The sequence below is a fragment of the Enterobacter cloacae complex sp. ECL352 genome, assembly GCF_020149545.1.
Lineage (GTDB): Bacteria > Pseudomonadota > Gammaproteobacteria > Enterobacterales > Enterobacteriaceae > Enterobacter > Enterobacter asburiae_B.
Genome location: NZ_CP083709.1, coordinates 1,702,083 through 1,715,044 on the forward strand (window position 1 = coordinate 1,702,083; position 12,962 = coordinate 1,715,044).

Sequence of the window (12,962 nt, forward strand, 5' to 3'; positions counted from 1 at the left end):
CCACTTTGACCGTTACCACTCCGGGGGCCCGCCTCCGGAGGGTGAGTTTTCGCTTACTGATCAGGAACCACTATGTCTCAATTCTTTTTTAACCAGCGCGCCAGCCTCGTTAACGACGTGATCGAGGGAACCATTATTGCCAGCCCGTGGAACAACCTCGCCCGCCTGGAGAGCGACCCGGCGATCCGTGTAGTGGTACGCCGCGATCTGAATAAAAACAACGTGGCGGTGATTTCCGGCGGCGGCTCCGGCCATGAACCGGCGCACGTCGGCTTTATTGGTAAAGGCATGCTGACCGCCGCGGTCTGCGGCGATCTGTTCGCCTCGCCGAGCGTCGATGCGGTACTCACCGCGATTCAGGCGGTGACCGGCGAGGCGGGCTGTCTGCTGATCGTTAAAAACTACACCGGCGATCGGCTTAACTTCGGCCTCGCGGCGGAGAAAGCGCGCCGTCTTGGCTATAACGTAGAGATGCTGATCGTCGGCGACGATATTTCGCTGCCGGATAACAAACAGCCGCGCGGTATCGCCGGGACTATTCTTGTGCATAAGGTGGCGGGCTATTTCGCCGAGCGCGGCTTCAACCTCGCCACCGTCCTGCGTGAAGCGCAATACGCCGCCAACCATACCGCCAGCATCGGGGTGGCGCTGGCCAGCTGTCACCTGCCGCAGGAAGCGGAAAGCGCGCCGCGCCATCAGCCCGGCCACGCCGAGCTGGGGATGGGCATCCACGGCGAACCGGGAGCCTCGACGATCGCGACCCATAACAGCGCGGAAATCATGCAGATTATGGTAGAGAAGCTGACCGCCGCCCTACCTGAAACCGGCCGCCTGGCGGTGATGCTCAATAATCTCGGCGGCGTGTCGGTGGCCGAGATGGCGATTCTGACCCGCGAGCTGGCCAACACCCCACTCCATGCGCGCGTTGACTGGTTGATTGGCCCGGCTTCGCTGGTAACGGCGCTGGATATGAAAGGCTTCTCGCTGACCACTATCGTGCTGGAAGAGAGCATTGAAAAGGCGCTGCTGTCGGATGTCGAAACCGCCAGTTGGCAGAAGCCGGTGCAGCCGCGGGCTGTTAATATCATGCCGTCCGCGCTCGCCAGCGCACGCGTCGCCTTTACGCCATCGGCCAACCCGCAGGTGGGCGATTACGTGGCGCAGGTGACCAGCACCCTCTCCGGCCTCGAAACCCATCTCAACGCGCTTGACGCCAAAGTGGGCGACGGCGATACCGGCTCCACTTTCGCCGCTGGCGCGCGTGAGATTGCCGCTCTATTGCAACGCCAGCAACTGCCGCTCAATGATTTACCCACGCTGTTCGCGCTAATTGGCGAACGCCTGACGGTGGTGATGGGCGGCTCCAGCGGCGTATTGATGTCGATTTTCTTCACCGCCGCCGGGCAGAAGCTGGAGCAAGGCGCCAGCATGGCGGAAGCGCTGAACGCCGGTCTGGGGCAGATGAAATTTTACGGCGGCGCCGATGAGGGCGACCGGACGATGATTGACGCTCTACAGCCGGCGCTGGCGGCGCTGCTGGCCGAACCGGATAATCTGCAGGCCGCTTTCGCCGCGGCGCAGGCCGGCGCGGATCGCACCTGCCAGTCGAGCAAAGCCGGCGCCGGACGCGCCTCCTATCTCAATAGCGAGAGCCTGCTCGGCAATATGGACCCCGGCGCCCACGCGGTGGCGATGGTGTTTAAGGCGCTGGCGGAACGCTAAGCCTCACCCGGTGGCGCTGCGCTTACCGGGGCAACATAACACCATTGAAAGGTAGCCCGGAGAAGGCGCAACGCGCCGCCATCCGGGTTTACCACACTGCCGATTATTTGCTATGCCAGTACGCCTGCGAATGCACCAGTTGCTGTCGAATATCTGGCCGATAAGGTTGCGGATCGAGAAGAGGATGCAGAGGAATATCTGGAAGCAATCATGGAGGCTCGTGTTACCGTTGCTGGCATGGGGCTGGTGATGGAGGTGCAGGATTACTTAGATGGCGAGGCCGATAGACTGGCGAAGGCGTGGCTGGCCGAGTACACACCGCAAATCAAGTCGTTGAAAGATGAGCGTAAAGAGGCCTATCGTCAAATCGTCGAAATGAGTACCGAACCGCAGGATGTGGATCTGGTCAGGCCGGCGAACAAGTTTGAAATGACCAGGGTGCGTGAAGGTGAAAAGGAAGCTGACCTTCCAGTCTGGAAACACCATTTGTTGTGTGACGAAAACGGGAACTATCCGGCTCTGTTGAACCATTGGGAAACCAAGGTTTTTGAGATCGAAACCAAACGTGAAGGATTTGCTTTCTGGTATCGTAATCCACAGTACACAGGGCAGTCGTCACTGGGAATCGCTTATGTTGAAGCTGAACAGTACAAGATTGTTCGTCCCGATTTCCTGTTCTTTGCCGAACAGGATGGCAAAATGGTTGTGGACCTGGTAGATCCACATAGCCTACATCTGGCTGATGCTTTGCCCAAACTGAAAGGACTTGCGCTATATGCCGAACATCATTCTGATGCTTACAGGCGAATCGAATCTGTCGCCGAAGTAAAGGGTAAATTACGAGTGTTAGATTTGAAACGGCAGGATGTGCAGGATGCTGTTGCTACCGCTGAAAATGCAGAAACGTTATTTAGTAGCGGACTTGCTGATGACTATCAGTAATCTATAGAAAATTGCGTAACGAAACTGCATTTTAGTAATTTTTTGAAACAATACAAATAAGGCCTTCTCACTGAGAAGGCCATTACCGACTTACAGTTCGATTTGGCTACAGCCGAAGTTACGGTCTCCTTCACCAAACACTTTGCTTTCAACTTTGGTCAGGTAGTCCAGTCGGGTTAACAGCGCCTGGTAGTTCTGCTGGAAGTCAGTACTATTGGTGTCTAGCACATACTTACAGTTTTCAGGAAAATGGACCAGACCAGGGTGATCGTCTCTCTCCAGTCTCAGGGCGCTGTACCAGGCTCCTGTGATCATCCCTCTAAGGTTATCGTCCTGATCGTAATCCCCGAGGTGGTAGTAAGCGTCTTTGTTGAACAACAGGCAAATGTGATAGTGGCATTTACCTGACTCAGAATACTCTTTCGCCCATATAATGAATAAAGGGCAACGGTAGATGCGTTTACCTTCACGCTCCTTACGGGTACGATCAGCCTCCAGCTTAGCTCTGAGGGATTCACGCATCCGGGATATCACCCCAGGCTCCAGATTAGGGAAGCAACAAATATTGTCACCGTCATCAACTATCTTCGGATAGTGGAGATCGACACGTACCGCCGTTAGCCTGGGGTAACGGTTAGTCAAGTAACATAATAATTTATTAATCTTGCTCTGATATTCAAGGATATGAACTCCATGAGTACCTTGATATGTTTTCATCATATAAACCTGTAGTTGGTCCTACGGTCTATAACAGACCGTATAGGGATGCCATACAGGCAGGGCTATTCCTGGTCACTGTTGTCGGTATATACTGGTATCAGATCTTAGTACGCACATACTGATCTGATTACTACCCCTACTGGTTAATACAGGTAGTAAGGGTATACAATGCCATTATAATACCTATCCAACATCTAAATCTGAGACGAAGGTAGCCCCAGCCTGTGATGGCTGTTTAAAAGTCACTCTGCAATTAGCTTCGAGAAAAAATAATATTTCTGATGGAATCAAACCAAATCAGTGGTCTCCACAGGCTGGATAAATATAGTTTTACCTCGCTTCGCAGCCATTATCTTACGCTGTGAGTAAAGAGTGCTTAGTAATTCGCTCACTGTCGCTCTGTTTCTGAACCGATTGGGGCCATACTGCAATATCGTGTTTTTTCTGAGATAAGGGATCGTATTTCTCACGCAATATTCTTTTATCCAACAGTAAAGATCGTGAGCCTCTGAGCCTACAAGTGTCGATTCTTGCTGTTTTGAGAAAAGCCTTACATACTCGTCCACGTACCATGAAATTATCTGTATGGCTGCTTCAACAGCAATGAGTGAAATATCTCCGCCACTCCCCTCGAAGTAGTGCAGTAAAGCAGCTACTCTCGCCATATTCTCTGTGACCTTAGAAGCATAGTCTTTGAAGTCAGAAAGAAAACCAAGCATCCCCATCTCAGATTCAACTTTATTATAAAACTCAATCATTCGTTGTTCCGCCTCAGGACAAAAAAAGAGGCATTCCCTTTTATTTTCATCATGTCGTATCATATTTTCAGTGATGATCTCCATCAATCGTTGGTGGAATACTGGCAAATGTTCGGTTGAAGTCACTGGGCTGGTAATTTTCCTGTAACCCTGGGTTGAGTCTGGCTGACAGAGCAAGGCGCGGGCAAAAAAACCTATCCCTTTAGCCATCTCTCCATTAGACTCCTGATATGCTCTAAAAATAACAGGTTGTAGCATTGCAGACAGAGTAACTCTGGCATCCTTAATAAATTGTTCCGGGCTACATTTCCTTTCCACTGAAAATGTTGAGCCATCCCACATTTTGTTGATGAAAGGCAGATCATTTAGTGTATGACCTTTAAATATGGTGCCTGCTTCATCGGAAGTTATGCCAATAGCCCGCCATTGACCACAGAGAAACTGTTTAATCGCCGCCGGAGTGGCATCATTAAACATCAACTTGTACCTTACTGGCTCTTCCGGGCGGTTTTCCATAAGAGCTTTTAATTGTGCTTCAGTCGCGGAAGAATCTTTATTTCGCCTGATCTCCGATTTCAGCTTTGATGTTAACGCCTTTTGTTGGGTATTAAACACTTGCATGTTATTTTCCCAGGTTTCATAATCCCTCATGTATTGTATAAACTTTTGTTCCTCCAAATCGTACAGCGGCTTCATTAATGCTTTATCCACACTGCTTTTCCTTTCTCCAGAATCAGCCAGTGTCAGCAAAAATAAAGATACGGGACTACGCAAATGATTAAACCGGCAAACATCAATCCCGTTTTGACTGGCAAGGGAAATAGCACCAAGGGCAGATGCGGCAACTAGCGCTAATGGTGCCTGTGTATTTTGAGTTACCTCATAAACCGCATTTCTGATAATCAATGGCAGTACTTGTACAGGGAACGGACGACTAATAAGCATGAAAACCTCTGTATAGATTAAGGATAAATTTATTTCACCTTAGCGGCTATTCCGCTATTAGTAGCGGAAATAGCAAGATGAAACCGTGTTCATTAAAGATAAAACGAACCGAAAACACGACTTTTTGATTAACGAATGCTGATCCAGCAAAGAAGATCACTCAGCAGCCAGGCACAAGATTTTGGCCCAATCGACTTACGTAAAGGGAAGCGGCCTGCTCGTTCAAGTTTCCATGCTGTAGATCGTGATACTGATGTGATACGCTGGCGTTCACGTTCACGAACCAGACGATCTGACCTCTCGCCATAGTTCTGTAAAGCCTGTAAACGCTGCTCGGGGGTAGGTTGAGTAAAAGAATTGTGCATGATTGCCTCCTGTGGTTTCGATGGAGACAATCATGTTTCAGGACGGGAGATTTGGAAAGTGATGCACTTTTGGAGATGCGCTTAGTAAGCGCTTAGTTTTTGGGTTTCTTAAGCCACTTTCTGACATCACTTGTAGTGAATGCGACCGGGAACTGAAAATCGTCCGAGGCCGCCAATTTGTTGAGTTCATCTGCAATTATAGCGGTTTTACTTTTGGAGCCACTTCCATATTTTTGACTGAACATAGTCATAAACAAATATAGACCTTTTATTTTTTCGCCCTTAATTCTTTGCCTTCTATCTGTAAATGCAGCTGGTTTTTCAAACCATTCAAGAAGTGTACTTTCTGATATATTTGCTTTCCACATTTCATCATAATCAACTTTAAATTTACTGACAACAGGAACGCCATTGTTCCTCACGACAGTTTCATGCATAAGCAAACAAACAGCAAAATTCTCTTTTTTAGTTTCAAAAACAGCCTCTTTTGATTTTTTCTCAACTGTTACGCCATTAAATTTATCATCAGGGTTGAATGAAGGAAAGACGGACTTTAGCACATTAACATCGATATAGAGATCATCATTATTGATGCCGTTATCACCGTCAAAAATCAAATAGTCCTCATCGTAAACACTATAGACATATACCGCACCAGATGAATCAGCCTTAAGACTAAATGACTCTTTATCAGTGATGAATATAATTATCATTATTAAAGGCTGCTAGTTTAGTCGGGACAACAACCCAATATCCCAATGCAGTCCCTGCGTATTCATAGTTGAAATACTCACCTTGAATTGATCTTGATATTTTAAAACCTTTAGTTATCTTCAAGTGCGATTTTAGCGGCAGGTCAGGGATGAATTTTAAAATTGAATGTGCCTTACTGTCTTCTGACAGGTAAAATTCATCCCCATTACTAATAAGCTGCTCTCCGCCTATATGTAGCGAAGGCGAAATACAGCGTGACAATCTATATTTTTTGCCATTTCCGCCAAAATACAAAAAAAGTTGTATACGTTTAGAAAACCATGCATCCAGTATTTTCTGAACGATATGCTGATCAGTTATTTTTGACAACGAAAAAAAATTAGAATTCATCCCTCTCTCCCATCAGGCAGACACTTATCATTTGTCGATAATAACAAATTAAGTGTCGCCTGACACAGCAATCGCCCCTAAAAAGTGATCCATCTTATATTTCACTACTCGGGAGTATAACTTACTATGTTCTTTTGAAGAGACTTACCACGTTGTTTTCCTGGTGTCGCTGATAGTTATTAACCCGTTCCTCCCAAATTTCAAGCGCCCTGCGCTTTTCAGTCAGGTAATCATAGCGATCATAGTGTTTCGAGCTGACATCATTCAAAGCGTGATTCTGGATACGATCTCGGATCTCTTTACTGATCCCGGCCTCCCCCATCAGCGTTTTACAGGTACGACGCAAATCTCGCGCCGTGAAAACTTTAAACTCAGGATTAAAAGCCCGGAAATACATGATGGAACGCGCCAGACTATCAGTGCGTACCGGTCGATCTCCATTGGTCGAGAGTGGGAAGATATAGGGACTGTTGCTTTCCTTAGTCAGTTCTTTCACTGAGGCTAATTCCTGTAGTGCCGATTCAGTCAGCGGGATCAGATGCTCACGCTTGTTTTTCGATACATCGGCTATGACCAGCAACGTCTTTTGTTGCCAATCAATAGCACTCCACTGGCTGGCAATCATTTCAAACGGACGCTGCCCACCAGCATAAACACAGAAGCGAATCAGATGCTGCATCAGCGGCCCAACGTTGGTGGCCCCGGCGAACTGTTCCATGACAACACGCAACTCTTCCAGTGTTAGCCATGTATCACCCACTTTTTCCGCCGAAGACTGTTTCGGTATGGCCGAGACCGGGTTAACTTCAAGACCAAACGTGATACCCACGCTGGTATTAATCGGATCGTTATCAGCTTTCAGGCCGTAGTTAAATGCCGCCATCAGATACGAGCGAATCCGATTAGCATGCACCACCGCATCACGCTGGATAATGCCTGAGAGGATGGTTTTGATCTGCAGAGGTGTTACATCTTTCGCTTTGGTTTCTCGAGGGATAACCGTGTAGCACTCTTTTTCAAGACGCTTCAGGACATCAGCCCAGGTCCGCTTATTGTCGAGCTTCATCTTGTTAACGTAGCCATGTACCAGCTCTTTAAACGAGCCCTGCGAGCGATGGATCTGCATGATGTGCTGTTCGGCCAGGCGCTGTTGCTCAAGCTCTTGCTGCGGCTCTTTTCCTTCAACAAGCCAGGCTCCATATTTTTTCGCCAGCTCATTGGCCGTCACCAGTTTCATCTCAGGCCAGATGCCCAACTGAATGAATTTCTCTTTCTTCCCTTTCTCAACGTAGTAACGGAAATAAAAAACTTTGCTGCCTGAAGGCTGAACCTTAACGCCAAGCCTGCCGGTACCACGCTGAGCACTGTTGCTCCACACGTAGTACGACGTGCTTTTTGTCTTCAATCCACGTATAGCAGTCTCGGTAAGATTAGCGGCCATGAGGTTACCTTTCTAAGGATAAGCGTTACCTGACCCGATGCCCATTTTGGGTCAGGTAATGGGTCAGGTAACGATAGTACAATGAGGAGACGAGACAACCAATCAGAAACAAAAACAACATCATAACTGATTGATTATAGACAATTAAAAATACAATAAGCGTCAATAGCGAACGATTAGAAGCATGCCGATTTTATGACTCATAATCGCTTGGTCGCTGGTTCAAGTCCAGCAGGGGCCACCAAATTTTAGTTTTAGAATCATATGATTAAGCCACTCAATTGAGTGGCTTTTTTATTGATTTTTTGAGCCGGCAACGCAGCCGCTAACCGTGGTTTAGCGAAGCCGTTCGGACACGCTCAGAGGCGCCCGGGGTCGCAATCAGGCGCTCCACGGACTCCATCGTCACGAACGTACAGCTGCAGTCTACATTGGTGCACTGGTGATAGCGCTCTTTGGTATTTTCACTTAGATAGCGACTGGTACGCGCATGCGCAGAGTGCTTGCACTTAGGACAATGAAACATGTACCCCTCCACTTGATTCACATTTTGTGAATCAATAATACCCAAAATAAAACCAATAGCAACTACATTACTCACTATCAACAGTAAATTTTTCGTCGCTGACGTTCAGCTCAAGCTTAAGCTGCGTGGTAAATCCGCTATCGTTGAGGGTATGCACCACCTCGCTGATGATCCACGCCTGCTCGTCGATGACGCGTTTAAAACCGTTTACCAGCACCGGCGTTTCGGGGAACAGATCGGCGCGTCCCAGGGCAAGCTGGATGGAAAACTCTACGGTTCCCCGCTGAAGCGCGCGCCACTTAGCCTCTGCGGCCCTGAGCGCCTGCTCTTCAGAGGCATAAACCGTGGTGAGCTCAAATACGTTTTCCGCCGATCCCACCAGCCTCTCTTGCGGTTTCTGCTCCTTGCCTGCTGCTCCCGCTACCGGTGCGGCGGCATCCGGGTGCTGCAGTGCTTCTGTCTGCTGCCCTCCGGACTGACGAGCAATACTCAATTGAGGATTTTGTTGTTTGGGGTCACGCGTTTGCAGCCATTTGGCCGTTACGCCGGAATAATTTTCACGGTCAGCTATGGAAAAAAGGTGCTTATCTCCATCCCCACGTTCAATCATCATTAAGGAAAGCGGAGTGCCGCTGGCCGTCACGGCCTGGCCCGCTTTCATAAAGATAATCTTCCCGGCTTTGATTGAAACAAATGCTCCATTACGTTCAGCAAGGCGGGAGAGGAAGGCCGCGTCTGTCTCCTGAGACTGGTCAATATGAGAGATGGCGATGGATGCAAGCCCCGACGCGACGCTGGCGGTCAACTGGTTACGCTGAGCGATGGTATCGACTATCGCGCCAATCGTCGTGTCATGCCACGACTGTTCGCGCCGCACGTTTAGCTTTCCACGAAAATCTGCGCTGAATCCCTGGATGGTCAGCGTGTCCGGCGCGCCCCGGAAATGAATCGCATCAATCGTAAAGTCCCCTTTCTCCTCGAGCGGGGTTCCCTCCCATCCCAGCCATAAGGACAGCCTTGCCCCCCGGGCAGGCAAGTCCAGCAGCCCGTCGGAATCATCCAGCAGAATATCCAGCTGATCGGCTTCCAGCCCCCGTTTGTCGGTCATGGTCAGGCTGATAAGACGATGGCTGAAATTTTGCGTGATATCACGATCGTCAAGCTTAAGCATAAAATCAGGGGCGATTTTTCCACCCGCCCGGATATTCATTTCGGTGATCATCCCACCAGCCCTCCAATGCTATTCCGTGCGCTTTCCACCAGCTCTGAGGCCTGCGTTCGCAGGTCGCCAAACGTCGTCATCAGCGATTCGTCCACGCGTTTTAGCGACAGGGTAAACTCAATTTTTCGGGCGGTACCGTCACTGTAAAAATCCGAATGCGTGTGCGTGACTTTCTCAATGACAAACATGCCGTGAATGATGCCGGTACCGTCTATCAACGGCCATGCCCGCCCCTCATTTGCCATCAGCTCAACCGCCTTGAGGGAAAGCCGCCCTCCCGTGAGTTCCGGGTAAAGTAAGCCGGAGAGGCTAAAGGATGTCTCACCTTCGCCAAGGTACTGCCAGGCTTTGGGTTTCCCGATGCGAGCGCTGGATGCCCAGCGGTAGTCTTTTGTGAATATCATTGACTGATACGGTAAGGTTCGTCGTTCAAAGACAAACAGACCCAGCACCATTAACATTTTTTCTCTCCTCAACCATACATAAAGCTGGATTGCTGCCGTCTCGCTTTATCCTGTTCAATGCTATCTATCGTCTCCCGGATTTGACGCGTCAGATCCGTTCCGGAGGCCGTGCTCCCCTGCAGCGTGATGTTATATTCGCTTTTACTCTGATCGACGTAAGAGCGTCCTCCAGTAGCGATGGTCGGCTGATACCCCAGGCTGCCGCCAGAGATCCCCGCGCCCGGAATATAAGCGCTGCCCGCCGGTGAGGATGCCGCTTCTGCTTTTGCCGCAGCGGCGTCGAGATCGCCCGACTCGTTTTTGATAATACCGAGCTTCTCCAGCAGCCAGCTGGCCTTGCCGCTCAGGCTATTAAAGAGATCGAGCGGTGCCATTAACGCATCGCCCAGCGCCTGACCAAAAATCACGCCAGCGTTTTTACAGCCATCCAGCGTTTCCTGCGTCGCCTTGATCGGCGTAATCAAGTCGGTGAACCATTGCCAGATACCGCCCAGCTTCTCCGAGATAGCGTCAAACACCGCCATTACCGGTGAGAACAGCGCACCCAGCGGTGCGAAAGCCGTCGAAAGTCCTTCCATCACCCCGCCAAAGAAGGCGCTGATGGGCTCCCAGTATTTAAAAATCAGTAAGGCACCGGCAGCAATCGCCGCGCCAAGGGCAATCACCGGCCAGCTAAGGGCCCCCAGCACCGTCATGATGGCGCCGCCCACCACGCTGAATACCGTTCCCAACATCCCGGCCGCGGTAATAACCATATTGACGCCCGTCAGAACCGGGCCGAGAACCGTGCCTACGCCGCCCAGTACGCCAGCAAACGCCTGCGCGCCGACAACGATGCTGGCGAGGGTCTGCGTCAGCTCAGGGTTGGCATTCACCCAAAGGGAGGCCGTGCCAAGCCAGCCGGTTGCGGTTGTTATCAGGTTGCGCAGAGCGCCATCCGCTTTATCAAATACATCAATCTTCAACCCGTTCCACGCGGCCTGGAATCGGTTGATATCGCCGTCAAGATTATCGGTCTGCACGGAAGCCGCGAGCGCGGTACTGCCCTTTGCCCCCTGCAACTGCTGGCGTTTTTCATCAAGCGATCCATCACCCGCAGCGGAAGCCAGCGCCCCCGCGGCTTTTATGGCATCCGGAGTCTGAACATGGCGCAACATCGCGCTGAGCGCGTCCCCCGCGGCAGCGCCTTTCATTCCTTTTTCTGCCAGAACGCCAAGCAGCGCGGTGGTCTCTTCAAGCCCCATACCGGCGGCACCCGCAGCGGGCGCAGCAGAGGTGACGGCCGCCACCATCTCAGCGAGGCTGGTATTCGAAGAGGCAGAACCGCGCGTAAGCACATCTGCGATGCGTCCCGCGTCCGCATCGGCCAGGCTATACGCGGCCTGCGTGCTGGCGATCATATCGGCCGCTTTAGCCGCGTCGACACTCCCCGCCAGGCTGAGGTTGACCGTTGGCGCGGTGGCCGCAAGTAGCCCATCGGCGTCATAGCCTGAACGAGCCAGTTCGGTTTGTGCCCGGAGGACCGTATCTGCAGGTACTCCGGTCCTGGCGCTGACCTCCCGCGCCTGCTGGCGAATGGCCTCAAGCCGGGAATCCCCCTTCGCCAGGCCAAGGTTTGCCTGAATGGCCGACATCTGCTTTTCAAAGCTGATGCCAGGGGCGATAAACCGGGACGTCTGGTCAAAGCCCGCTTTTGCGATGCCCACGCCCGTATTCGCAAGCTGACGCACCCGCGCGGTAACGCGTTTGCCTGACTCGTAGCGATTCTGAACGACACTCAGCCGCTCCTGCTGCTGATTGACGCGGGCCAGCGCATCCCGCTGTCGGTTAAGCTGCTGCGTTTTTTCGCTGATGTGACTTTTTAAACGACGTTCATCCGACGAGAGCGTGCGCGTGTTCACTCCCGCCTGAGCGAGTTCAGTACGCTGACGCTGTACCGAGTAGCGTAAGCTGTTGTACTCATGCTTCAGGTCGACTGCCGATTTTCGGGCTGCAGTCAGCGCATCAGCCTGCGCCTGGGTGGGGTTTTGCGTGTTTTTAAACTGTACCGCCAGCGCCGCGGCCTGCTGTTTCGCCTGAGCAAGCGACTGCTCCGTCGTGGCGAGCCGGGCATTTGCTTTTCTGAAGCCGTTAATGCGCCCCGCCTGCTCATCGAGCGCCCCCAGCGCCGTCTGCGCATCGCGGATATCGCTCGCGAGAGTGAGGCTGGCGTTCTGGAGAGCGTTAAGCGGTCGGGTTGCCCGGTCGACTGCCTTAAGCAGCTCCTGAAGACTGACATTATTACTCATGGTGGTTTCCGCTTCGCTGCAGCGCTTTTTCGCGCCATAAGAGGAGTTCGGTCACGCTAAGGGAGTACAGTTCTGACGGCGGCCAGTGAAAAATCACCGCGATATCCGCCATCAGATCGTCGACCGACACATTTTCGGGAAATTTTAGCGAGCCGAAGCCGGTGACAAAAAACCGATCACCTTACCTGCAAAAGAGAGCAGATCGCAGGCATCCAGGCGTGCAACCTCATGCTCGGTCAGCGCCGGCGAGGTCATTCGCGGCAGCACCTTAATCAGCGCATCCACGTCAGATTGCGCCAGCGACGCCAGCGATACGCCGCGCAGGGTCCCCGCATTGGGTTTTGCGACGGTCACCTTTTCGATTTTTTGCTCGCCGCGCTGAACGGGGCTATCAAGCGTGACGATGTGTGGGTTTTCACTTTCGTTCATGGCGGTCTCGTTGATATGTTCCATTTCGTTACTCTT

The 12,962-nt window shown here is 51.3% G+C and carries 14 protein-coding genes; 2 read left to right on the forward strand and 12 right to left on the reverse strand.

The features are described 5' to 3' along the window. Window positions 1-72 precede the first annotated feature (72 nt). The gene (locus LBF07_RS08285) at window positions 73-1,722 is read left to right on the forward strand and encodes a glycerone kinase (protein WP_007372177.1); all 1,650 of its coding nucleotides are present in this window, start codon (window positions 73-75) and stop codon (window positions 1,720-1,722) included. A 210-nt stretch (window positions 1,723-1,932) separates the two neighbouring features. Next, window positions 1,933-2,664, forward strand: a complete 732-nt coding sequence (locus LBF07_RS08290; RefSeq protein ID WP_032655142.1) for a protein YagJ — start codon at window positions 1,933-1,935, stop codon at window positions 2,662-2,664. A 90-nt stretch (window positions 2,665-2,754) separates the two neighbouring features. Here LBF07_RS08290 and LBF07_RS08295 read toward each other — a convergent pair whose 3' ends face one another. The 12 genes from LBF07_RS08295 to LBF07_RS08350 all read right to left on the reverse strand — a co-directional run bounded on the left by LBF07_RS08295 (window position 2,755) and on the right by LBF07_RS08350 (window position 12,950). Next, on the reverse strand, window positions 2,755-3,381 hold the full coding sequence (locus LBF07_RS08295; protein WP_032655145.1) for an inovirus Gp2 family protein: 627 nt from the start codon (window positions 3,379-3,381) through the stop codon (window positions 2,755-2,757). 290 nt (window positions 3,382-3,671) lie between these two features. Then, window positions 3,672-5,087 carry a YfjI family protein gene (locus tag LBF07_RS08300; protein WP_047749160.1) on the reverse strand — a complete coding sequence of 472 codons (1,416 nt, stop codon included), beginning with the start codon at window positions 5,085-5,087 and terminating at the stop codon, window positions 3,672-3,674. 128 nt (window positions 5,088-5,215) lie between these two features. After that, window positions 5,216-5,452: an AlpA family transcriptional regulator gene (locus LBF07_RS08305; protein WP_044066940.1), complete on the reverse strand. Its 237-nt coding sequence runs from the start codon at window positions 5,450-5,452 to the stop codon at window positions 5,216-5,218. 92 nt (window positions 5,453-5,544) lie between these two features. Beyond that, the gene (locus LBF07_RS08310) at window positions 5,545-6,165 is read right to left on the reverse strand and encodes a hypothetical protein (RefSeq protein WP_047749159.1); all 621 of its coding nucleotides are present in this window, start codon (window positions 6,163-6,165) and stop codon (window positions 5,545-5,547) included. After that, window positions 6,143-6,556 (reverse strand): hypothetical protein, encoded by a 414-nt coding sequence (locus LBF07_RS08315; protein WP_127341057.1) that lies wholly within the window; start codon window positions 6,554-6,556, stop codon window positions 6,143-6,145. Before LBF07_RS08315 ends, LBF07_RS08310 begins: the two co-directional genes overlap by 23 nt. Before the next feature lie 124 nt (window positions 6,557-6,680). After that, on the reverse strand, window positions 6,681-7,997 hold the full coding sequence (locus tag LBF07_RS08320) for a site-specific integrase (RefSeq protein ID WP_224435142.1): 1,317 nt from the start codon (window positions 7,995-7,997) through the stop codon (window positions 6,681-6,683). A gap of 325 nt (window positions 7,998-8,322) precedes the next feature. Further along, window positions 8,323-8,523 (reverse strand): ogr/Delta-like zinc finger family protein, encoded by a 201-nt coding sequence (locus tag LBF07_RS08325; protein ID WP_029741756.1) that lies wholly within the window; start codon window positions 8,521-8,523, stop codon window positions 8,323-8,325. Window positions 8,524-8,590: 67 nt separating this feature from the next. Then, entirely contained in the window at window positions 8,591-9,745 is a 1,155-nt protein-coding gene (locus LBF07_RS08330) for a phage late control D family protein (protein ID WP_094934435.1), read from the reverse strand. Beyond that, window positions 9,742-10,206 carry a phage tail protein gene (locus LBF07_RS08335; RefSeq protein ID WP_023309232.1) on the reverse strand — a complete coding sequence of 155 codons (465 nt, stop codon included), beginning with the start codon at window positions 10,204-10,206 and terminating at the stop codon, window positions 9,742-9,744. The genes LBF07_RS08330 and LBF07_RS08335 overlap by 4 nt, the downstream gene beginning before the upstream one ends. An 11-nt stretch (window positions 10,207-10,217) precedes the next feature. Further along, on the reverse strand, window positions 10,218-12,497 hold the full coding sequence (locus LBF07_RS08340) for a phage tail tape measure protein (protein ID WP_094934437.1): 2,280 nt from the start codon (window positions 12,495-12,497) through the stop codon (window positions 10,218-10,220). Continuing rightward, entirely contained in the window at window positions 12,490-12,609 is a 120-nt protein-coding gene (locus tag LBF07_RS08345) for a GpE family phage tail protein (RefSeq protein ID WP_023616176.1), read from the reverse strand. The genes LBF07_RS08340 and LBF07_RS08345 overlap by 8 nt, the downstream gene beginning before the upstream one ends. A 32-nt stretch (window positions 12,610-12,641) precedes the next feature. After that, window positions 12,642-12,950, reverse strand: a complete 309-nt coding sequence (locus LBF07_RS08350) for a phage tail assembly protein (protein WP_033146681.1) — start codon at window positions 12,948-12,950, stop codon at window positions 12,642-12,644. Between the last annotated feature and the right edge of the window lie 12 nt (window positions 12,951-12,962).